Genomic DNA, 21,563 nt, shown 5'->3' on the forward strand with positions numbered 1-21,563 from the left:
TAATTTCAACTTACTTTTAAAGCTTTTTAACTTTCTTCAGTAGATACTCACTTTAGATAAATAGAAGGGGTACCACTGAATAAAGTTAAACTGGTAAAAATGGAATGTTAACTTGAACTTACTACTTAACTATGATAATTTCAAGCGTTCAATGAGTATTTTTGCAATTCCATCATCATTATTCGTTGTCGTAATTTCATTGGCAATGTTTTTAAGACTTGAAATACCGTTCCCCATCGCTACACCAAGTCCAGCATATTCAATCATTTCTAAATCATTGTCTTCATCACCAAATGCGATGATGCGCTCACGAGGAATACCTAAATCTTTTGCCACATGTGCAATACCCACAGCTTTATTTAAGCCGCGACGCACAATTTCAATAATATGAAGTGGCGCGCCCCATCGACGATGTTCAATGACTTCTGCGTGCACAGCCTGCAAATGATCACGTATAATAACTGAATTCGCTTCATTTGCCTGAATTAATAAACTTGTGGGATTATCCAGGAGGTGTGTGTATAAATCCCCAAGTGTAATTTTTGGATTACCCATATTAAAAATATTTAAAATACGATCGTCTTCTGTGTGGACATAAATATCATCTTTTACCTCAGCGATAATATTTTCGTATTCATAACTGTTAATAGAATCAACGACATCATGTACGACACTTAAATCAATTGGTGTGTGCATATGTTGCCAAGAGACATTTTTAGGATGATGCACATATGCGCCATTAAAATTAACAATGGGTGTAGTGAGCCCAAGTTCATGATAATAAAGATCGCTTGCACGGTATGGACGTCCCGTCGCAATCATCACTTGATGCCCTTGTTCCTTAGCCTGCAATAATGTTTTTTTCGTTTTTGCAGAAATTTGCTGTTGATCTGTTAATAAAGTTCCATCTAAGTCTAATACGATTAAATGCGGTTTCATAGCTCGTTGCCCCTTTCCTATAGTTTGAATAGTATCTCTTTGTCTTACATTCGTCAAAATTTTGTCACAGTGAAAAAAGTTTGCTAACATAAAGATGAGAGAATAGTTGGGAGTGACAATAATGTTTGTAGAAAAAGAAGTGTGGGGAAATATTCCTTTATTACATATACATACAGACAATATGAATGAAGAAACCCCGGTAGTCATTTTTTTACATGGCTTTATGAGTGCAAAAGAACATAACTTACACTATGCATACCAATTGGTGCATGAAGGGGTGCGTGTCCTATTGCCAGATGCAAAATTTCATGGTGAACGTAGCGAAGGCCTAACGGAAATGCAAATGAATTTAAATTTTTGGGACATTGTTTTAAATTCTATTCATGAAGTACAACAATTATATGATGAATTAAAGAATAAAAATTTATTAGCTAGTCATAAAATTGGCATAGGAGGCACTTCAATGGGTGGCATCGTGACATCAGGCTGTCTGAAACTTTATGATTGGATACAAACTGCTGCAATATGCATGGGTGCACCTGGTTTTATTAAACTGGGTGAATACCAATTGCAACAATTTTCTAAAAGTGGAGTTAATTGGCCAATGTCAGAGAAAGACGTTGAAAAAATTAATGAAGCCCTTGCTAAATATGATGTCAGTTTAACACCAGAAAAATTCGCGGGTCGCCCTGTGTTCTTTTGGCATGGAGAATTAGATAAAACAGTTCCGTTTCACGAAACGTATAAATTTTATGAAACATTACGGGAATACTATGAAGCAAACCCTGAATATTTAAAGTTTATGGTGAACAAAAGGGCTGGACATGCTGTACCGCGTGACGGTATGCTAGCAGCTACAGCATGGCTTGCACAGCATTTGGCATAACAGGATGCATCTGCTATGATAAGGTTAACACTATGATGGAAGGAGAAATACAAATGGATCAGGATATGAAAGATAGCATGTTAGGTGCTTTAGAAAACGTAATTGATCCTGAGCTTGGCATTGATATCGTCAACTTAGGTTTAGTATATGATGTGGAATTAGATGATGAAGGTGTTGCAACTGTTACGATGACACTAACTTCTATGGGCTGCCCACTTGGTCCAGTCATTGTGGATCAAGTGAATACAGCGTTAGGTGAACTTCCTGAAGTAAAAAGTACAAATGTTAATATTGTATGGAATCCACCGTGGTCGAAAGATAAAATGTCACGCTATGCCAAAATGGCATTGGGCGTACGTTAAAATGGCTTATTTAAAACCCTGCTTATTGAAAAATAAGCAGGGTTTTTGCTTGTAACGAAACTAATCGATACGGCATATTTGTAATGGACAATTTTCACAGGCAATTTCATTTTTTAAAAATTGTAAATCATGAATGGTAATAAATCCTTTATCAAAAGTGATAATCTCATGTTTTTTTAAATCATTCAGCATACGATTAATCATTTCCCGACTTGTCGCACACAAATTTGCAATTTCTGTATTTGTTAGCTGAAAATCAATAAAAATCGAGTCATTTTCTACAGGTTTACCATACGTATTGGACAGCCGAATGAGCGTTGAAAATAGAGCACCTTTTTTACCGTTTAACACTAAATCGCGCAAACGACTCTGATGCTTTAAGTTTTCTGTTTGTAGCCACTTCATGTATTCCACCATAACTGTCGGCTGCTCTTCTAATAAATGCTCCAAAGATTTACGACTCAAAACATACAACGTAGAGGGTTCTAAAACTTTGGCAGTCATCGAATTATAGACGAGATTACAAAATAACGAACCTTCTCCTATTATGCTGTCAGGGCCACAAATACGAATGGTTAATTCCTTACCCGTCTCGGATTCTTGGCTAATCGAAATAACTCCTGATTGGATGTAATAAATTTCTTTTGCCCGTTCACCCTCTAGAAAAATTTTATTTCCTTTATTCACTTTGATAAAAACACCGTGGTTTTGAAAAAGATCTTTAATTTTTTCAAACATATTATCCATTAAAACCATATCTCCAACACATCGCTTTCTTTTTGTAATAAATGGCGATTATTACAAAAGGATAGTGGATTTCGATACTAAAACATAGAAACATACCATTATTATAACGTAAACTTCCATAATAAGTGAAAAAATTTTAGGGCGATTTCTTTGCTAAGCATTGTCGAGTGATGTAAAATAAAGTTAGTCAAAAAAGGTCAAACTTTTTTTCTAATGAATAAGAATGGGTATATAAATAATGAGAAATATGAAAAAAAGGAGTGCTAGCTATGCAATTTCAACAAACAGACAATAAAAAACCATTAGAACAATTTGGACGCAATTTAATTGAAGAAGTAAAAAACGGCAAGATGGATCCTGTTATCGGGCGTGATGAAGAAATTCGAAATGTAATTCGTATTCTAACACGTAAAACAAAAAATAATCCTGTATTAATCGGTGAACCAGGAGTTGGTAAAACGGCAATTGTGGAAGGTTTAGCACAGCGTATTGTTAAAGGTGATGTACCAGAAGGCTTGAAGGAATGTGTATTATATGAATTAGATATGAGTGCGTTAATCGCTGGTGCAAGTTATCGTGGACAATTTGAAGAACGCTTAAAAGGTGTGCTAAAAGAAGTAAAAGAATCAGAAGGACAAATCATTCTATTTATTGATGAAATTCATACGATCGTAGGCGCAGGAAAAACAGATGGCGCTATGGATGCAGGAAATATGCTAAAACCTATGCTAGCACGTGGTGAATTACACTGTATTGGTGCTACTACCTTAGACGAATATCGTATGTATATTGAAAAGGATCCTGCCTTAGAACGTCGATTCCAGCAAGTACTAGTGCGTGAGCCATCTATAGAGGATACGGTATCCATTTTACGTGGTTTAAAGGAACGCTTTGAATTACATCACGCAGTACGTATTCATGACAGAGCAATTGTTGCGGCAGCAGAGCTATCCAATCGCTATATTACAGAACGATTTTTACCTGATAAGGCCATTGATTTAATTGATGAGGCTTGTGCAATGATTCGTACAGAAATTGATTCAATGCCACAGGAATTAGACGCAGTCACACGTCGTATTATGCAGCTTGAAATTGAGGAACAGGCATTGCGTAAGGAAAAGGACGAGGCAAGTAAAAAACGTCTGGAGCAATTACGCGAAGAATTAACAAAGTTAAAAGAGTCATCTAAGGGCATGCGACAACAATGGGAAGCAGAAAAAGAAAAACTACACGATATTCAGAAAAAACGTGAAACATTGGATAAATATCGTCGTGATCTAGATGAGGCAGAAAGTAAATATGATTTAAATAAAGCTGCTGAATTACGTCATGGTAAAATTCCCACACTTGAAAAAGACATTCAGGTACTTGAAAAGGAATTAGAGAACGGTGCAGAATCGCGTATTTTACGTGAAGAGGTAACAGCAGATGAAATCGCAGCAATTGTTTCACGTTGGACAGGAATCCCTGTAACAAAATTAGTAGAGGGTGAGCGTGAAAAATTATTACGTTTAAAGGATACATTACATGAACGTGTGGTTGGACAAGATACAGCAGTTCAATTAGTGACTGAAGCGGTATGGCGTGCACGTGCAGGTATCAAAGATCCACATCGACCTATTGGTAGCTTTTTATTTTTAGGTCCAACTGGTGTAGGTAAAACAGAACTTGCCAAGGCACTTGCTGCACAGTTATTTGATTCAGAAGATCACTTTATACGTATTGATATGAGTGAATACATGGAGAAACATAGTGTGTCTCGACTTGTTGGGGCTCCTCCAGGCTATGTGGGCTATGAGGAGGGTGGACAACTAACGGAAGCAGTTCGCCGAAATCCTTATTCGGTGGTGCTACTAGACGAGATTGAAAAAGCTCATCCTGATGTGGCGAACATTTTATTGCAAATTTTAGATGATGGGCGCATTACAGATAGTCAGGGACGAATGGTGAATTTTACAAATACAGTAGTCATTTTAACTTCGAATATCGGATCGAGTTATTTAATGGAGGCAAAGGAAAATGATGCGGCTGTGGAGGACTTAGTCATGTCAGCCCTACGACAACATTTTAAACCTGAGCTATTAAACAGAATGGATGATATCATCTTCTTCCATGCATTATCTACTAAACATTTTACTGCGATTGCCTGGAAGTATGTGGAGCAATTGATTAAACGTGTCGCAGAGCAAGAAATTACTTTATCTGTCGAGCAAGAAGTCATTGATTGGGTAGTAGAGCAAGGTGCAGATGCCCAATTTGGAGCAAGACCACTAAAACGCTTTGTACAGCGACATATCGAAACAGCCGTTGCTAAAGAACTATTACGCGGAGAAGTTTTACCAGGGGAGACGTTGCATGTGAAAATGCATGAGGGTCAATGTGTTGTGGAAAAATAACAGAAAAAACCTGTTCGGCATGAAGCTGAACAGGTTTTTTCTAGCTGAATTAATGATGGTCTGCAGCTTCTGGTGTAGGGTCGTTTGGAATGATTGCTCCAATAATAAAGATAAGGATGGAGAATACAACAGAAACGATTGCCCCAGTTTTGAAATCAAATGGTACACCAAGTACAGAGCTGACTACGTAGTTTAACATAGAAACTAGTAGGAATGACCATATGAACGTTACGATATATTGCATTAATTTCACCTCAACCGAACTTTTTTCATCATAAGGTTTTACTCATATTCATTATCATATCATAACATAAATCAAAAAAAAATGAACCATTTATGTGAAACATGGCGATTTTGTCACAACAAATATGAGATTTAGTATTTTATGTTTAGTAATGTAAAGTATTTAGGAACAGCTGAGAAATAGGGGAATGCGCTCCTACGCTGGTGAAAAGCGCTCCAAAAGGGAAGAACACCGCTCATATATGATGCAAGGTGCTTTGAAAAATAATGAACAAGCTCAACAAAGTACGATAGATAAAGCTCTAAACAGAATAACCTCATTCCATAAAATTCTTCACTTCTATATGCAAAGAACACTACCCTCAGCCGCATAAATTTTAAATCATCTTGCGTCATTCCTTTTATATGCGTTATAATTATGACCAGTTACTAATAATTGATAGTAAGAAAGCTGAGGGGTTGCTATATGAACGCTGGTATTATAGGAATAGGCAAATATGTTCCTGAGAAGGTCGTTACAAATTTTGATTTGGAAAAAATCATGGATACTTCTGATGAATGGATTCGTACTCGAACAGGCATTGAAGAACGTCATTTTGCGGCAGATGATCAGGAAACTTCAGATTTGGCAGTAGCTGCTGCAAAAGAAGCTATTGCAAATGCGGGGATTACGCCTGAGGAAATTGGTTTAATTCTTGTAGCAACTGTCACGCAGGATCAAACTTTTCCAAGTGTAGCTTGTATGATTCAGGAACAAATCGGAGCAGTTAATGCTGCAGCAATGGATCAAGCAGCAGCATGTGCAGGATTTATATATAGTTTAGTGACAGCAAAGCACTTTGTTGAGGCAAATGCTTATAAATATGTCTTAGTAGTAGGTGTTGAAAAGCTGTCGAAAGTCGTTGATTGGGAAGATCGCAATACAGCTGTATTATTTGGCGATGGTGCCAGTGCAGCTATCATTGGGCAAGTCTCTGAAGGTAGAGGTATTCTATCCTTCGAACTTGGTGCAGATGGTACAGGCGGAAAGAATCTTTATTTAACGAAGCAAGATACAATTGCGATGAATGGTCGTGAAGTGTTTAAATTTGCTGTTCGACAAATGGGTGAATCGGCTGTTAATGTATTAGAGAAAGCTGGTTTAACAAAAGAAGACGTTGATTTCCTAGTGCCACATCAGGCAAATATACGTATTATGGAATCTGCACGTGAGCGGTTAGAGCTACCACCAGAAAAAATGTCAAAAACGATTCATAAATATGGAAATACTTCAGCAGCATCTATTGGTATTTCCTTGGTAGATGAGCTCGAAGCAGGTAAGATTAAAGAGGATGATTTATTAGTCCTTGTAGGTTTTGGTGGCGGCTTAACATGGGGTGCCGTAGCCATGAGATGGGGAAAATAAGTAGGAAAAATGCTTGAGGGGAGTAAGACAATGAGTAAAAGACGAGTAGTAATTACAGGAATTGGCGCAGTTACACCACTAGGAAATAGCATCGAAGAAACATGGGCAAACATTAAAGCTGGTAAATCTGGCATTGGTGAGCTGACACGTTTAAATAAAGATCTTTTTGCCGCAAAAATCGCCGCAGAAGTAAAGGACTTTGATATTGAAAAATACATTGATCGTAAGGAAGCACGTAAAATGGATCGTTTCACACAATACGCATTAGCGGCTTCTATTATGGCAATGGAAGATGCACAGCTAACAATTGATGAAGAGCTAGCTCCACGTGCAGGTGTATGGATTGGTTCTGGTATCGGTGGAATGGAAACATATGAACAACAATTTTTAACATTCCAAGAGCGTGGCGCAAGACGTGTTAGTCCTTTCTTTATCCCAATGATGATTCCTGATATGGCATCAGGCCAAGTCTCTATTCACTTTGGTGCAAAGGGGATTAATTCTTGTTCTGTAACGGCATGTGCTTCAGGCACAAACTCTATTGGTGATGCCTTTAAAGTAATTGAGCGTGGAGATGCTGATGTTATGATTTCTGGTGGTGCTGAATCACCAATCGTAACAATGGCGGTTGCAGGTTTTTGTGCCAATACAGCATTATCATTAAATCAAGATCCACAAGCAGCATGTCGCCCATTCGATAAAAACCGAGATGGCTTTATTATCGGAGAAGGAGCGGGTATCGTCATTTTAGAAGAATATGAACATGCAAAAGCTCGTGGTGCCAAAATCTATGCGGAAGTTTTAGGTTATGGTGCAACTGGGGATGCGCATCACATTACGGCTCCAGCTCCAGAGGGTGAAGGTGCAGCACGTGCGATGACGCAAGCGTTAACAGATGGTGGCGTAGAGCCTTCACAAGTTGACTATATCAATGCCCATGGTACAAGTACGCCATATAACGATTTATTCGAAACACAAGCTGTGAAAACTGCTTTTGGTGATCATGCGTATAACCTTGCGATGAGCTCAACTAAATCTATGACGGGTCACTTATTAGGAGCAGCGGGTGGTGTGGAAGCTATTTTCACAGCATTAGCCCTTAAAGAAGGGATTTTACCACCTACAATCAATTTAAAAGATCCTGATCCTGAATGTGATTTAGACTATGTTCCAAACGAAGCAAGAGAAGCAAATATTCAATATGCAATGAGTAATTCTCTTGGTTTTGGTGGTCATAATGCAAGTCTTCTATTCAAAAAATATGAAGCATAATAGATAAACATAAAAAAACGTCAGCCAAATTTAAATGGCTGACGTCTTTTTTTATAGTTTTGTGAATAAATGATAAGTAAGAAGAAATAGAAAGGATGCCATTACTATGTTTCGTCTCTTTTTATTTTTAGTAAGTTATGGCTTAATGATCCTCTCTGTAGGGAATCTCATATTGTATTTAAATTACCGCACACTAGGTTATTCATGGAAGGTTGTTTTCAAATTTATTTTTCAAACAACAGAATTTTATATGGCGGTAGGAGCCTGTATCATCATCTGCGCAGTTGTGCTTGATTTGGGCTTTGATCGATCCTCAGACAAGCCGTAAGTTTAGCGACGTGCGCGACCAAGACCCATAGCATCTTCCATACGTTTTAATGTAGCACTAGCAATCGCATTCGCCTTTTCAGCACCTTCATCTAGAATGACATCTAATTCTGATGATTCTACTAGATGATAGAATTTCTCTTGAATAGGTGTTAGGTGTTCAATTACTGCTGTTGCTACACCCTGCTTGAATCCACCATAACCAATTCCCTCATATTTTTTGACTAAATCTTCAACGGCTACCCCTGAAATAGCTGATTCGATTGTCAATAAATTTGAAACACCTGGTTTATTTTCCACATCAAATGCAACGATGCCATCAGAGTCAGTTACAGCTGATTTAATTTTTTTCTCAATATCTTTCGCAGTATCTAATAAACGGATTGTCGCTTTCGTATTTGGATCTGATTTACTCATTTTCTTTGTTGGCTCTTGTAAGGATTTAATGCGTGCGCCTGCTTTAGGTAATTGAATTTCTGGAATTGTTAAAACATCGCCAAAGCGTTTGTTAAAGCGTTCTGCAAGGTCACGAGTTAGCTCAATATGCTGCTTTTGATCATCGCCGACAGGGACAATATTTGTGTTATAAAGTAGAATGTCTGCAGCCATTAGCGGTGGATATGTTAACAGAGCAGCAGATACGCTTTCCTTACCATGTGATTTATCTTTGAATTGTGTCATACGTTCTAGCTCACCGATAGACGCAACACATTGTAACATCCATCCTGCCTGAGCATGCGCTGGCACCTCTGATTGGATAAATAATGTCGATTTTTTAGGGTCAATGCCAGTAGCAATATAGGTAGCAGCAAGCTTACGAATACTTTCTCGTAATTCTTTCGGATCTTGTGCAACAGTGATGGCATGTTGATCAACGATACAATAAATAGCGTTTCCTTCATCTTGTAGTGCCGGGAACTGCTTGAATGCTCCTAAATAGTTCCCTAATGTTACGATACCTGTAGGCTGTACGCCAGAAAAAATAGTTGTCATTAAAAATTCCTCCTCGAATTCAATTGCTGTAACTTGTGTCACAGCGTTGTTTTCACCTTTCCACTTGGTGATGAAGACAAAAAAACATCATGCGTCCTCATTAGATTTTTTCTAATGAAGGGACGAATGATGTTTGAATCCGCGGTACCACCCAGCTTGCCTAAAAAGGCCACTCAGCTTCGTAACGTGAAGGGACGAGCTTTGCTAATAGCTTCAAGTAGCGTTCACAAAGCTAACTCGGAAGTCCATTCCACATGCATCCACGATCTGTTTACAGCAACCACAGACTCTCTATACGTGAATTAGCATATGTACTACTCTTCGTCAGCGTTTTTCTCAATTTAAATTGTTCAAATTGATTTGATTGCAAAGAATTATATTATAAAGATTCCTTTGTGTAAAGTCAGACTTTTGACGGTGTTTTTTTTCTAGAAAAAATTATATGCTTTTTTTGTTATGTAATTTTGTTATAAATTTATAATTTTTTATTAAAAAATTGTTTAGATGTACACGTGGGATTGACAATTTTCTCGATTATTTTTCTTAAATGAGAACAACTGAGCTATCTGTTTAGATGTTTAAAATGCTTTAAAAATGGGAATGGTAGTAGTAGCACATAAGTTTGAAGAAAATACACCATATTTGAAAGCTGTATAAATAGACAGAATTTTTATGGATAGTTTCAGATTTTTTTTATTGGAACTATATTCAAATACAGCGGAGTACTGTATAATGGTACTGTGTATTTTACATTACATTAATTCTAATTTAACACATTGGTTCTGGTTTATAGATAATAATTTTGAAATGAAAGGATGTGTCAGAATGATCGTAACCCTATTTACATCACCAAGTTGTACCTCTTGTCGTAAAGCGAAAGCTTGGTTAGAGGAGCACGAAATTCCATATACAGAACGTAATATATTTTCTGAACCGCTTAGCATAAGTGAAATAAAAAAAATTTTACGTATGACAGAAGACGGAACTGATGAAATTATTTCCACTCGTTCCAAAATATTCCAAAAATTAAATGTGGACGTTGAAAGCTTACCATTACAACGTTTATATGAGTTAATTCAGGAATATCCTGGCTTACTACGTAGACCAATCATTTTAGATGAAAAACGTCTGCAGGTTGGCTACAATGAAGATGAAATTCGTCGTTTCTTACCTCGAAAAGTTCGAGCATATCAATTACAAGAAGCGCAACGAATGGTGAATTAAACCTTTCTATTCTGAATAATATATGTAATAGATGTTACAGATGTGGAATACATGTTGTGACATCTTTTTTTTATGTTTTACTTCTGTAAAACCTTCTATATGAAGTATAATAATTAATAGGGAAAAGTCATATATTTCCGTAAAAGTATGTTAAACTTGATTTAAGTTAAATAGTTTACTACAATTTCAATAATTCAAATATCTTCTGTGAAACGGTGTATATCCTTTTCATTTTATGACAGAACAGCATACAATAGAGTTAGAGACAACTGTGAACACAAAAATTCATGTTGACAGTTACTCGATGGTTTTACTGTAGTGTGGTCAAAGGTTGAAAAACAAATGCAGTATGAAGGTTAAAAACAAAGAATAAAAGCATACTAATGAAACAAACTGTTTTTCGACATATGACAGTGAAGGGAGATGAGGTCTAGTGGACATCGAACGTGTAAATGAAAATACACTCAAGCTCTTTATTACGTACAATGATATAGAGGATCGCGGCTATAGTCGTGAAGAAATTTGGTACAATCGAGCAAAGGGTGAACAACTTTTTTGGGATATGATTGATGAAGTAAACACGGAGGATTATTTTGATGTAGAGGGTCCGATTTGGATTCATATCAATGCATCTGAAGTAGGCTTAGAAATCATTGTCACACGTGCACATATTTTAAAAGACGGTGAAACATTAGATGGTCATTCGAATTTTGATGAACACAAAGATATGTTTGCACCATTCGATGAAGTTGGAGAGGATCTTCTTAGCCAACTAACTCAATTTGGTGACATGGATGAGTCAGAATTATTTATGGATACAGACATTTATGTTTATAAATTTAAAGATATTGATGAGTTAATCCCTGTCGCAAAACGAATGACAGACGAATTAGTGGATTCCTCATTATTCAAATATGAAAATTGGTACTATCTAGTTGTTGATTTCGGAAACGCAGATGAGGATTTAAATCGTCATGATAGAAATGCAGTTATCAAGGAATTTTTAACACCATCCAATTTTACAATTCATCGTCTAGAGGAGTACGGTGAAAAGATTATGGAATTCAATTGCTTTGAAACAGTTCGAAAATACTTTGCATAGGCAATGAAACACTAATTATTTTAGACTGTAGTGAAACTCGTAAATGAATCGAGTTTCGCTACAGTCCTTTTTTATGTTTTCAGCATCAAAGAGCTTGAATAAGAGCGCATTTTTAAAATTTCAAGAAAAAGGTGCTTTATTTTTGTTAGTGAAAATCCATTCTATTATAGTTGGCTAAAAAGGAGCTGATACTATGCTGATTGCCTATAACAATCAACAGCAACTATTTCTCCCATATCAATATACGAGGAAAGCTTTACAGCGATATAGGCGGCAAATGAAATTTTATTGCCCTCAATGTTTAGAACAAGTTCAATTGAAAATAGGTAACTATAATATTCCCCACTTTGCTCACTTCACAAAAAATCAATGTTCACAGCTGTTCGCAGAAGGTGAATCTAAAATACATTTACAAGGTAAAGTGCAATTATATGAGTGGCTCCAAAAGCATGGACATCAGGTGAAACTAGAACCATATTTACAGGAGCTTTCTCAGCGCCCAGATTTGCTTGTTACACTCGATAAGGAGCAGTTTGCAGTTGAATTTCAATGTAGTACTATCTCTCATGAAAAATGGCACCAACGAACAATGGGCTATGAAAGAAACGATATACAAGCAATTTGGCTTTTTCAAACTCCGCAAGGCAAAGAAGCTGTCAACGGCATCAGAAAAATTAGAATCTCTCCACTCTTGCAAAAAGCGTTTATAACGACAACGGATTTACCCTATTTATTGACGTACAACCCGGTGACAGCCCAGTTTGTTTATTGGACGAATCTTCTTCATGTTCATGGGCATACTTTCATAGGTAAAGTACAGAAAATTTCGGTCGATCTACAACATTTCCCTTTTTATAGACCTCAACGTATTACCCCAGAAGAATTTCAACGCTATTGGCAGCTCTATAAACAGACTTGTAGGCAATTTGCGCATAGTCGTCTTTTACATAGCAAGAAGGGGACACAAGATCCATTTTTACGTAATTGCTATGAATTAAATCTTTCTCTTACTGCTCTGCCACCATACATTGGTATTCCAGTGAAAGAAGGAGCAGCTATCCCTTTGTTTACGAGCGAGTGGCAAATAATGCTGTTTTATTTTAGTAAACAATTAGGACGTCTTCCATTTGAATTAACAAAGGGGCAGATGGAAAACTTTTTATGTAAGCATCAGCTCGAAGTAACCGAACAAGCACTCAGGGCTATTCAAAATTATGGGTATCTTCTTAAGGGTATGCATCATGAGGATGGTTTACTAGATAATTGTGAGCAAGTCTATGTACATTTATTTGCAATTGCCACAATATACTGAGAAAATATGAGAGTAAAAGGAAAAAAGCACATATAAAGGGGGCTGGCATATATGGCTAGTAACAGTAATCAGGTTTTGGTTCGAAAAGAAGTACCAGAAGAATTAACATGGCGCTTAGAAGACATCTTTGCAACAGATGCAGCTTGGGAAGAGGAATTGAAGGAGGTTGCAGAGCTTGCTAAACAAGCACCTAGCTATGCAGGTACTTTAAATAATGGGGCAGAGGCATTATTAGCAGCTTTACAGTATCATGATCATATATATGAACGTGCAATGAAGCTCTACACATATGCTCATATGCGCTATGATCAAGATACGACAAATAGCTTTTATCAAGATATGAACAGCCGTATTCAAACATTGGCAACGAGTATCTCAGCTGGCCTTTCCTATTTAACGCCAGAAATTCTGTCATTAAGTGAAGAAACGATTGAACGCTACTTAACAGAAAATCAAGACCTACAACTATATAAGCAATCTTTAAAAGAAATTACAATGGCACGTCCACATGTATTACCAGCAGAACAGGAGGCATTGCTAGCGCAAATGTCTGAGGTGACAGGTACAGCTTCGAATACATTCAGCATGTTAAACAATGCCGATATGGTATTCCCTCATGTGAAAAATGAAGAGGGAGAAGAAGTACAACTTACGCATGGTAATTATATCAAGTTTTTAGAGAGCAAGGATCGCTCTGTACGTGAAGGCGCATTTAAGGCTATGTACGAAACATATGGCAAGTTTAAAAATACGTTCTCAGCTACGCTAACTGGTAATGTAAAGAAGCATAATGTAAGTGCTCGAATTCGTCATTATGAATCTGCACGCCACGCTGCCATGTCTAATAACTTCATTCCTGAAAATGTCTATGATCAGCTGGTGGAAACAATTCATAAGCATTTACCAGCTATGCAACGTTATATTTCGTTGCGTAAGAAATTATTGGGTGTAGACGAATTGCATATGTGGGATTTATTTGCGCCACTAGTTAAAGAGGTGGAAATGAAGGTCTCTTATGATGAAGCGAAAGATATTTTAGTAAAGGCTTTAGCTCCATTAGGGGAGGAATATCAAAGCATCGTTCAAAATGGACTGGATAATCGCTGGGTCGATGTTTTAGAGAATAAAGGAAAGCGTAGTGGAGCCTATTCTTCAGGCGCCTATGGTACGAATCCGTATATTTTAATGAATTGGCAGGATAATGTGAACAATCTATTTACATTAGCACATGAATTTGGCCATAGTGTTCATAGTTATTATTCACGCAACAACCAGCCATTTGTTTATGGAGACTACTCTATTTTTGTGGCAGAGGTCGCTTCTACTTGCAATGAAGAGCTATTAAATGACTATTTACTGAAAACAATTGATGATCCACAACAAAAAATATACTTATTAAACCATTGGTTAGATGGCTTCAGAAGTACGGTATTCAGACAAACAATGTTTGCAGAGTTCGAACACCTTATTCATCAGATGGATAAGAACGGTGAATCCTTGACAGCAGATCGTTTAACAGAAGTTTACTATGAATTAAACAAAAAGTACTTCGGTGATGATATGGTGGTAGATGAGGAAATAGGCTTAGAATGGGCTCGTATTCCACACTTCTACTATAATTACTATGTTTATCAGTATGCGACTGGTAAATCAGCCGCTACAGCATTGAGTAAACAAATTTTAGAGGAGGGTGCACCAGCTGTAGAACGTTATATTAATAACTTCTTAAAAGCGGGATGCTCTGATTTCCCTATTGAGGTATTAAAGGCAGCAGGCGTTGATATGAACGTAGCTAAGCCAATTGAAGATGCATGTAAAGTATTTGAAGAACGTTTAAATGAATTAGAAAAATTATTGTTAAATAACTAATTGATTGGGCTATAGGAACATTCCTATAGCCCAATTCTTTTTATTAACCGCATAAATTAGAAGGAAAGAATAATGTTTTTTTTTGATTTCTAAATAGTTTAAAAGTGTGCATCTTGGAAAAATACTGTTTGTAATCGCTTTCTATTTGACAAATTTGTGAATCTAGTATTGGTTTCATTGCTAAATATATTATTCCATGATAGAGTAATTCTTGTGAAATAAATCACAAAACAAACATACACCCCTTTGTTTGAACGTGAACATTTCTCCCATCCCCTTTGTGAAAAAGAAGCGTCTCTATCGGTCGAGGATAGAGGCGCTTCTTTGTATTTTGCGTTAGCTTGAAAAAGGGACTCCATCATGATGATTGGAGTCCCTTTTGTTTATTTTATTATTTAAGACGCCATAACGTAGCGTGAGTAGTCTGGATTCGTTCGATCTTTTGTTGCAGCATGCGTTTCTTTAATTCACGCTCTGCTGCTTGCTCTGTTAATGAATAGATAAAAGCTATTTCATTTGTAGAAAGAGTATGGAATTTAGAAAATAAGTCCTCTATTGATGGTAAAGGCTGACGGACAAGCTGTTCGTTCAGCATTTCTTGTAAAATATGTTCATAAACTTCATAGGAATAGCTACCACTAACTTTTAGTCCCTCATCTTCAATACATTCATTGAAAAATACGATACTTGGTACTTCATCTACTTCCATTTCGCGTTTAATATATAAATCGCATTGGAAAGCACGTGCTGCCTCTTTTGAACCAAAGTCAACAGTAAACTCATTCATATCGAGTTGAACATCCTCAGCTATTTTTAAAAGCGTTGCATAGGAGTTTACATCTTGATGACTTAATAATACGTATTCTTGTAGTTTCGATAAATAACGTGCACCTGCACGTTTCCCCTGCAATTCAGCTGCTTTAATAGCGATAGAAGGTAAAACAGGGTGATTAATATCAAGTTCGATTCCTGAAATACAGCCTTTGACACGTTTACTTAAGCAATTTAAAGAAGTAAGTTCTGTACTTAAAACAAAGCGCCATGTGAAGTAATGGTTGTATTCAAGCTGTAATTTACGAAGAGTTGCTTGCATACTGAAAGCTTCAGGGCAGAGTGGATCTACGAAAATATACAATTCAATTGGCTTGTTTGCAGTAGAAATCGTTGGCGTTGGCTCTTGCAACATTTGAATATTATTCACGTAACAATTCCCCCTCATCGTCATTTGGCGTATTAACCATGTGATGAGCTGTTAATACTAAACGTTGATAATAAGTTTCACGGAACTTCCCTTCCAAACCTACCTCATCCATTGCTTCTGACATACACTCTAGCCAAGCTTGAGCGCGGTCAGGTGTAATAGGAAAATTCATGTGACGTGCACGCATCATCGGATGACCATGCTCCTCAGTAAAAAGATTTGGTCCCCCTAAATACTGTGTTTGAAATTGAATTTGTTTACGGGCTGTTTCTGTTAAATCCTTTGGAAAGATTGGAATAAGATCAGGATGCTGAGCAACTCTTTTATAGAACGCATGAATGAGTTCTGACAGTTTTTCAGCTCCCAGCTCCTCATAAGGAACAGTGTATTTTCGACTCATAAGTTATATGCTCCTTTAATTCTTTATATCGTAAAGTACCATTTTGTATACTTCATCCTCATCAAATTGTGAAATTCTTGTGACTACCTTCATTCTATCAACGTCTTTTCGTTAACACAAACAAAGAGCTCTTTCGAATTGCTGTTCGCTACAAAAGCACAAATTTCACCACTATGGGTGAAATTTGTTGGAAATGACATAGATAACGGGAAAGATGCGATTACACTGTAAAGTAATTCATCACTTTTTTGACATAATTCTGTGTTTCTTTGAAAGGAGGGATTCCTCCATATTTCGTAACACGAGATGCGCCAGCATTATAAGCTGCTAATGCTAGTGAAGGGTCATTATTAAACTTATCTAGCATTTGCCGCAAATATTTTGCACCAGCCATAATATTCTGCTCTGGATCAAAAGCGTCAGTCACACCCAAATATTGTGCTGTTTTGGGCATGAGTTGCATTAAACCTTGCGCCCCCGCATGGCTTACTACAGTTGGATTAAAATTAGATTCTTGTTTAATAACCGCCGCAATAAGCTTCGCGGGTATCTGATAAGTAGCTGCTGCTTTTTCAATAATGGCAGTATACTCATTTGATCCTGCTAGTGAATTGGCATATGCTGTAGAGCCTATTACATCGTCTGAAACATAGGAATCAAGTTTGTTATTAGCATATGTGTTTGCTAAAGCTTGTTTGACTGATTCAGGTATAAACACAGCATTAGAGCCTTTGTAAAGTAATGATTCTACTGGATTTTGCTCCAAAGTAGTCAATTTGTTGACGAAATTTGAATTATTTGCTGTTCCTGTAGCAAGCAAGCTTGATAATTTAGCATTACTTGCTGTCGAAGTTTCTCCTAATAATTCGTTAATCATGTCAGAAAAAATAGACTCATTGTCTGTGGGTGAACTTTCGCTAGATCCAAGTGTTTGCAATGCCCGAATTTCTAATAAAGATTTGAATGATTGAATATCCAAGGAGTCAGACACCTTCCTTTTTCTACTTTTATAAATTTTGTGCTTTTAGTGCCTTCATAAAACGGGCAATTTTTTTATCAGTTGGTTGCTTATCAATACCATATTGTTGTAAAAATTCGTCGAAAATTATATTTCCTTTTATTGCATCTTTTGCTTCATATTCTACCTCATAATCGTCGCACTGCAAATAGAAAGAATGATCAAAAACGAGAAGTCCCTCTTTGTAGGGGATTTCGACACGATCTGTAGTGAGAGAACCAAATACATGCAATTGTTCTAAAGGAATGTTATAAAGAGCTAATCTTTTAGTTACCTCTTGAGCATAAAATCCATTGCCATCTAACATTTGTTGCGCCTCTCTTGCTGTTATTTCATCCGTCGTTTCAAGGTGAGCATGCTCGGCGTTTTTTTCTTTGAGCGTGCATTCGAAATAATCACCAATTTGTCTAATACGAAGACCACTTTGTAGGTTGCGAATTGCTTGATTAGGTGTGTCAAAATAATGATTTGTTTGACGATGAATAGCATTTTGACTAATGTGGAACTCTTGTAATAATTGCTCGTATTGTTGTTTTGTTAATAGATTTTTAAATTCAATTTCAATTTCTTGTGTCATTTATAGTCACCTATTTATTTTTTATTTTTCATCCGTTGTTTCGCTCGAATTAATATTTACACACTGCAACTATTTACCCTGTGTGCTAAAATAAGAGGAAGAGTACAACGAAAAGGGGAACCGCATGTGCGTAAAATTTATACAATAGATACATCGAATTTTGAACAAGATCAACTTCATTTTAGTTTAAACGACAATGAAGTAAATTTACAGTTAAAACCTGCTGGACAACTCATTGCAGATTCAGATGATTTTGCATTCATTTATTTACTTGATGCAGGTGAAGACTATCATTACTTGCGTTTTCCACCGAGTAGTTGGGAGAATCTTGTACATATTTTACAAAAAGGGAAAAATCCATTGCTACGAATAGGTGAAGAAGTGATCGAACTGACAAATTTCTACGAGGAATTAGAAATGCTCGTGTATAATATTGAAGGAAATTACAATTATGGGGCAGAATTTGTCCAAGCAGTGGAACAACACTTCAAGGCTATTCTCGCTGAATAGAAAGACAAAACGAACAGACGGTGGTGTTCGATACCGATTGTCGGGAGGTTTTTACAATGGGACAATGGGAAATTTTTTTAAGTCCTTATAAACAAGCAGTAGACGAATTAAAAGTAAAATTAAAGGGCATGCGTTCGCAATTTGGTATTGTTAATGCCAATTCGCCAATTGAATTTGTCACAGGACGTGTCAAGCCTTTAGCAAGTATATATGACAAAACGTTAGAAAAAGGACTAGCTTTTGAGCCTTCTAAACAACTTGGTGATGAACTTGGTGATATTGCTGGCCTTCGGATTATGTGTCAATTTGTTGATGATATTTCAACGGTAACTGAGCTAATTCGTCAGCGAAAAGATATGCGTGTAGTGGAAGAACGCGATTATATTACACATAATAAGCCTAGTGGTTATCGCTCCTACCATATGATAGTGGAGTATCCTGTTGAAACAATTCAAGGAAAAAAAGTAGTATTAGCGGAAATACAAATTCGAACACTAGCCATGAATTTCTGGGCTTCAATAGAGCATTCTTTAAATTATAAATATAAGGGCATGTTCCCAGAAGAAATTAAGAATCGCTTGCAAAGTGCTGCAGAGGCAGCATTTCGGTTGGATGAAGAAATGTCATCCATTCGTAGTGAAATTCAAGAGGCACAGGCCTACTTTAGCGAATATAAAGAAGCATCGAATCCTAATTTACTAACGGAGAAGGAGCGTGACGCACAATGAAATTTTCGATTCAATCACGTAGAGATGCACAATCCAACGAGCTGATGGAACTTGCTAAAACCTATTTACAGGATTTTGGCTTGACCTATGATGAAGAGACGCCAGAAATTGTTGTTTCGATTGGAGGAGATGGCACACTATTGCATGCCTTTCATCGATACTCCCATTTATTAGATCAGGTAGCCTTCGTTGGTATCCATACAGGGCATTTAGGATTTTATGCGGATTGGAAACCATCTGAATTAGAAAAATTAGTTTTGTCCATTGCTAAGAAGGATTTTAATGTTGTGGAATATCCACTGCTGGAAGTAAGGGTAGAGCATCATAATGCCGAATCAAATACGTATCTGGCTTTAAACGAAGCAACCGTCAAATCGCCAGATGTTACACTTGTGATGGATGTAGAGTTAAATGGCAATCAATTTGAGCGTTTCCGTGGTGATGGTCTTTGTGTATCCACTCCCTCGGGTAGTACGGCTTATAATAAAGCTCTAGGTGGAGCCATCATACATCCTACACTAGCGGCACTCCAAGTCACTGAAATTGCCTCAATTAATAACCGGGTTTTCAGGACAGTAGGATCGCCATTAATCTTACCAGCACACCATCATTGTGTATTGCGTCCTGTAAATGAACAAAATTTTAATATGACTGTTGATCACTTGCAAATTACGCAAGGTGATGTCAAAGCCATTGCGTTTAATGTAGCAAATGAAAGAGTACGTTTTGCCCGTTTCCGACCATTCCCATTTTGGGAGCGAGTGCATGAATCATTTGTTGCAAATGAATAACGTGGATACAAGATTTACATTACAATTTGAGGCGAAGAAAAATGGCCAATTATTACGAGAGGCTCTTCAAGAGTGGCGTATTTCTAAGCGAGCTCTAACAGCTATTAAGTTTGATGGTGGCATGTTGACTGTAAATGATGTCGAACGTAATGTAAGACATATCCTGCAAGTTGGAGATTGTGTGAGAGTAACGTTTCCTCCTGAAGAAAAAAGTGAAGGGCTTGCTATCGAGCATGGAGATTTGTCCATTGTATACGAGGATGATGCCATCATAGTGATCAACAAACCAGCTCATCAAAGTACGATACCCTCACGAGAGCATCCAACCAACAGCATTGCAAATTTAGTTTGTGGCTATTTTCAGCAACAAGGATTGGCCTCTACGGCTCATATTGTTACAAGGCTAGACCGAGATACATCAGGTTTACTATGCATAGCTAAGCATGCTCATATTCATCATTTAACAGGGCTTGCTCAGCGTAAGAGAGAGATTTCAAGACAATATGAAGCCATTGTACATGGACATATCGAACAAAACTTTCAATCGATTATAGCTCCGATTGGTCGTAAAGAAGCTAGTATTATTGAAAGAGAAGTACGAGAAGATGGGCAATATGCACATACGGATGTAAAGGTTCTGAAGCGTTTTTCACTGGGTGCTGAACCAATGACATATGTACGACTTCAACTGCATACAGGGCGTACACATCAAATTCGCGTGCACATGTCGCATCTTGGACATCCACTTGTGGGGGATGACCTTTATGGTGGTAGTCGTCTTCAAATTGATCGACAAGCATTACATTGTGTATCTTTAAGTATGGAACATCCTTTAACAAGTGTGCCATTACACTTTACAAGTATGCTAAATGAAGACATGCAAAGATTACTGAAGGAATCTTCAGCATAAATTTTTGATAAAAGGAGGTGTTCGCGCAATCGAGCATCTCCTTATCATTTTTTGATTTAGGTTAAACTGCGTATTTCTTCACGAGGGAAATTCTTAACATCACAGGTCGTATGGTCGACACATTGGGGAAAATAGGACGTATCGTTTATCTGCGTGTCAACGAAAATTATCCTGGGGTTTGCTAGAGAAGTAGATTATTTACACCTTTTTCATAACAACGTGACAAAGGTAAGGTATAGTAAAATAGAATCGTCATGATTTTAGGCGTAATATTGAATTTTATAAAAATCTGCCCAATTGCTCATAAATATAACTTAAAAAAGAGTTTGCAGAAAAGGTACATTACACTCT

22 protein-coding genes and 1 other annotated feature are annotated in these 21,563 nt (G+C 37.1%); of the genes, 14 read left to right on the top strand and 8 right to left on the bottom strand.

Going from position 1 to position 21,563, the window contains the following annotated elements; all coding sequences use genetic code 11:
* Positions 1-129: 129 nt before the first annotated feature.
* On the bottom strand, positions 130-939 hold the full coding sequence (locus L6W14_RS03340) for a Cof-type HAD-IIB family hydrolase (RefSeq protein ID WP_066036276.1): 810 nt from the start codon (positions 937-939) through the stop codon (positions 130-132).
* A gap of 121 nt (positions 940-1,060) precedes the next feature.
* Here L6W14_RS03340 and L6W14_RS03345 point away from each other — a divergent pair, with 121 nt between their 5' ends.
* Together L6W14_RS03345 and L6W14_RS03350 are read left to right on the top strand one after the other, a co-directional pair.
* Entirely contained in the window at positions 1,061-1,825 is a 765-nt protein-coding gene (locus L6W14_RS03345) for a prolyl oligopeptidase family serine peptidase (RefSeq protein WP_237899381.1), read from the top strand.
* A gap of 53 nt (positions 1,826-1,878) precedes the next feature.
* Positions 1,879-2,187 carry a metal-sulfur cluster assembly factor gene (locus L6W14_RS03350; protein WP_004227477.1) on the top strand — a complete coding sequence of 103 codons (309 nt, stop codon included), beginning with the start codon at positions 1,879-1,881 and terminating at the stop codon, positions 2,185-2,187.
* Positions 2,188-2,247: 60 nt separating this feature from the next.
* Here the strand turns inward: L6W14_RS03350 and L6W14_RS03355 are convergent, their stop codons facing one another.
* Complete coding sequence (locus L6W14_RS03355) at positions 2,248-2,934, bottom strand: Crp/Fnr family transcriptional regulator (RefSeq protein WP_103117492.1); 687 nt, start codon at positions 2,932-2,934, stop codon at positions 2,248-2,250.
* A gap of 269 nt (positions 2,935-3,203) precedes the next feature.
* On the opposite strand from L6W14_RS03355, the gene L6W14_RS03360 reads away from it, so the two are divergent.
* Positions 3,204-5,330: an ATP-dependent Clp protease ATP-binding subunit gene (locus L6W14_RS03360; RefSeq protein WP_082148127.1), complete on the top strand. Its 2,127-nt coding sequence runs from the start codon at positions 3,204-3,206 to the stop codon at positions 5,328-5,330.
* Positions 5,331-5,379: 49 nt separating this feature from the next.
* Here the strand turns inward: L6W14_RS03360 and L6W14_RS03365 are convergent, their stop codons facing one another.
* The gene (locus L6W14_RS03365) at positions 5,380-5,574 is read right to left on the bottom strand and encodes a YjzD family protein (RefSeq protein WP_004227469.1); all 195 of its coding nucleotides are present in this window, start codon (positions 5,572-5,574) and stop codon (positions 5,380-5,382) included.
* 465 nt (positions 5,575-6,039) lie between these two features.
* Between L6W14_RS03365 and L6W14_RS03370 the strand changes: the two genes are divergently transcribed.
* The 3 genes from L6W14_RS03370 (at position 6,040) to L6W14_RS03380 (ending at position 8,578) form a co-directional block, all read left to right on the top strand.
* Positions 6,040-6,978, top strand: a complete 939-nt coding sequence (locus L6W14_RS03370; RefSeq protein WP_048392032.1) for a beta-ketoacyl-ACP synthase III — start codon at positions 6,040-6,042, stop codon at positions 6,976-6,978.
* Between the two features lie 30 nt (positions 6,979-7,008).
* A complete protein-coding gene (gene fabF, locus L6W14_RS03375) occupies positions 7,009-8,250 on the top strand; it encodes a beta-ketoacyl-ACP synthase II (protein WP_048392031.1) in 1,242 nt (413 codons plus the stop codon).
* Between the two features lie 106 nt (positions 8,251-8,356).
* A complete protein-coding gene (locus L6W14_RS03380; protein WP_016994330.1) occupies positions 8,357-8,578 on the top strand; it encodes a YuzI family membrane protein in 222 nt (73 codons plus the stop codon).
* A gap of 2 nt (positions 8,579-8,580) precedes the next feature.
* Here the strand turns inward: L6W14_RS03380 and trpS are convergent, their stop codons facing one another.
* Positions 8,581-9,570 carry a tryptophan--tRNA ligase gene (trpS, locus tag L6W14_RS03385; RefSeq protein WP_048392030.1) on the bottom strand — a complete coding sequence of 330 codons (990 nt, stop codon included), beginning with the start codon at positions 9,568-9,570 and terminating at the stop codon, positions 8,581-8,583.
* A gap of 115 nt (positions 9,571-9,685) precedes the next feature.
* Positions 9,686-9,907, bottom strand: a binding site (T-box leader).
* Positions 9,908-10,398: 491 nt separating this feature from the next.
* Between trpS and spxA the strand changes: the two genes are divergently transcribed.
* From spxA to pepF, 4 genes are all read left to right on the top strand, one after another.
* A complete protein-coding gene (spxA, locus tag L6W14_RS03390) occupies positions 10,399-10,794 on the top strand; it encodes a transcriptional regulator SpxA (RefSeq protein ID WP_025116803.1) in 396 nt (131 codons plus the stop codon).
* Between the two features lie 433 nt (positions 10,795-11,227).
* Entirely contained in the window at positions 11,228-11,896 is a 669-nt protein-coding gene (gene mecA, locus L6W14_RS03395; protein WP_004227456.1) for an adaptor protein MecA, read from the top strand.
* Positions 11,897-12,089: 193 nt separating this feature from the next.
* Positions 12,090-13,208 (top strand): competence protein CoiA, encoded by a 1,119-nt coding sequence (locus L6W14_RS03400; RefSeq protein WP_237899383.1) that lies wholly within the window; start codon positions 12,090-12,092, stop codon positions 13,206-13,208.
* 51 nt (positions 13,209-13,259) lie between these two features.
* Complete coding sequence (gene pepF / locus L6W14_RS03405) at positions 13,260-15,077, top strand: oligoendopeptidase F (RefSeq protein ID WP_112117412.1); 1,818 nt, start codon at positions 13,260-13,262, stop codon at positions 15,075-15,077.
* Positions 15,078-15,468: 391 nt separating this feature from the next.
* Here pepF and L6W14_RS03410 read toward each other — a convergent pair whose 3' ends face one another.
* The 4 genes from L6W14_RS03410 to L6W14_RS03425 form a co-directional block, all read right to left on the bottom strand.
* Positions 15,469-16,278: a DsbA family protein gene (locus L6W14_RS03410; protein WP_004227450.1), complete on the bottom strand. Its 810-nt coding sequence runs from the start codon at positions 16,276-16,278 to the stop codon at positions 15,469-15,471.
* Entirely contained in the window at positions 16,271-16,678 is a 408-nt protein-coding gene (locus tag L6W14_RS03415) for a globin domain-containing protein (RefSeq protein ID WP_004227447.1), read from the bottom strand. The genes L6W14_RS03410 and L6W14_RS03415 overlap by 8 nt, the downstream gene beginning before the upstream one ends.
* Before the next feature lie 220 nt (positions 16,679-16,898).
* Positions 16,899-17,657 (bottom strand): lytic transglycosylase domain-containing protein, encoded by a 759-nt coding sequence (locus L6W14_RS03420; protein ID WP_237899385.1) that lies wholly within the window; start codon positions 17,655-17,657, stop codon positions 16,899-16,901.
* Positions 17,658-17,685: 28 nt separating this feature from the next.
* Positions 17,686-18,273, bottom strand: coding sequence for a CYTH domain-containing protein (locus L6W14_RS03425; protein ID WP_131522067.1), 588 nt, complete (start codon positions 18,271-18,273; stop codon positions 17,686-17,688).
* A gap of 126 nt (positions 18,274-18,399) precedes the next feature.
* Between L6W14_RS03425 and L6W14_RS03430 the strand changes: the two genes are divergently transcribed.
* From L6W14_RS03430 to L6W14_RS03445, 4 genes are read left to right on the top strand one after another with little or no spacing between them, the layout of a single operon-like run.
* Entirely contained in the window at positions 18,400-18,783 is a 384-nt protein-coding gene (locus L6W14_RS03430) for a UPF0738 family protein (RefSeq protein ID WP_004227440.1), read from the top strand.
* A 56-nt stretch (positions 18,784-18,839) separates the two neighbouring features.
* Positions 18,840-19,511 carry a GTP diphosphokinase gene (locus L6W14_RS03435; protein ID WP_004227437.1) on the top strand — a complete coding sequence of 224 codons (672 nt, stop codon included), beginning with the start codon at positions 18,840-18,842 and terminating at the stop codon, positions 19,509-19,511.
* The gene (locus tag L6W14_RS03440) at positions 19,508-20,302 is read left to right on the top strand and encodes an NAD kinase (protein ID WP_004227435.1); all 795 of its coding nucleotides are present in this window, start codon (positions 19,508-19,510) and stop codon (positions 20,300-20,302) included. The genes L6W14_RS03435 and L6W14_RS03440 overlap by 4 nt, the downstream gene beginning before the upstream one ends.
* Complete coding sequence (locus tag L6W14_RS03445) at positions 20,277-21,212, top strand: RluA family pseudouridine synthase (RefSeq protein ID WP_131522066.1); 936 nt, start codon at positions 20,277-20,279, stop codon at positions 21,210-21,212. Before L6W14_RS03440 ends, L6W14_RS03445 begins: the two co-directional genes overlap by 26 nt.
* The last annotated feature ends 351 nt before the right edge of the window (positions 21,213-21,563 follow it).

It is taken from the genome of Lysinibacillus sp. ACHW1.5, assembly GCF_022014815.1.
Classification (GTDB): Bacteria; Bacillota; Bacilli; order Bacillales_A; family Planococcaceae; genus Lysinibacillus; species Lysinibacillus capsici.

Excerpts from the sequence above, each read along its gene's own strand:
- L6W14_RS03435 (WP_004227437.1), top strand. The coding sequence starts at position 18,840 with ATGGGACAATGGGAAATTTTTTTAAGTCCTTATAAACAAGCAGTAGAC.
- L6W14_RS03360 (WP_082148127.1), top strand. The coding sequence starts at position 3,204 with ATGCAATTTCAACAAACAGACAATAAAAAACCATTAGAACAATTTGGA.
- L6W14_RS03340 (WP_066036276.1), bottom strand. The coding sequence starts at position 939 with ATGAAACCGCATTTAATCGTATTAGACTTAGATGGAACTTTATTAACA.
- L6W14_RS03425 (WP_131522067.1), bottom strand. The coding sequence starts at position 18,273 with ATGACACAAGAAATTGAAATTGAATTTAAAAATCTATTAACAAAACAA.
- fabF (WP_048392031.1), top strand. The coding sequence starts at position 7,009 with ATGAGTAAAAGACGAGTAGTAATTACAGGAATTGGCGCAGTTACACCA.
- L6W14_RS03350 (WP_004227477.1), top strand. The coding sequence starts at position 1,879 with ATGGATCAGGATATGAAAGATAGCATGTTAGGTGCTTTAGAAAACGTA.
- L6W14_RS03355 (WP_103117492.1), bottom strand. The coding sequence starts at position 2,934 with ATGGATAATATGTTTGAAAAAATTAAAGATCTTTTTCAAAACCACGGT.
- L6W14_RS03370 (WP_048392032.1), top strand. The coding sequence starts at position 6,040 with ATGAACGCTGGTATTATAGGAATAGGCAAATATGTTCCTGAGAAGGTC.
- L6W14_RS03345 (WP_237899381.1), top strand. The coding sequence starts at position 1,061 with ATGTTTGTAGAAAAAGAAGTGTGGGGAAATATTCCTTTATTACATATA.
- L6W14_RS03440 (WP_004227435.1), top strand. The coding sequence starts at position 19,508 with ATGAAATTTTCGATTCAATCACGTAGAGATGCACAATCCAACGAGCTG.
- L6W14_RS03415 (WP_004227447.1), bottom strand. The coding sequence starts at position 16,678 with ATGAGTCGAAAATACACTGTTCCTTATGAGGAGCTGGGAGCTGAAAAA.
- pepF (WP_112117412.1), top strand. The coding sequence starts at position 13,260 with ATGGCTAGTAACAGTAATCAGGTTTTGGTTCGAAAAGAAGTACCAGAA.
- L6W14_RS03400 (WP_237899383.1), top strand. The coding sequence starts at position 12,090 with ATGCTGATTGCCTATAACAATCAACAGCAACTATTTCTCCCATATCAA.
- L6W14_RS03380 (WP_016994330.1), top strand. The coding sequence starts at position 8,357 with ATGTTTCGTCTCTTTTTATTTTTAGTAAGTTATGGCTTAATGATCCTC.
- L6W14_RS03365 (WP_004227469.1), bottom strand. The coding sequence starts at position 5,574 with ATGCAATATATCGTAACGTTCATATGGTCATTCCTACTAGTTTCTATG.
- L6W14_RS03445 (WP_131522066.1), top strand. The coding sequence starts at position 20,277 with ATGAATCATTTGTTGCAAATGAATAACGTGGATACAAGATTTACATTA.
- trpS (WP_048392030.1), bottom strand. The coding sequence starts at position 9,570 with ATGACAACTATTTTTTCTGGCGTACAGCCTACAGGTATCGTAACATTA.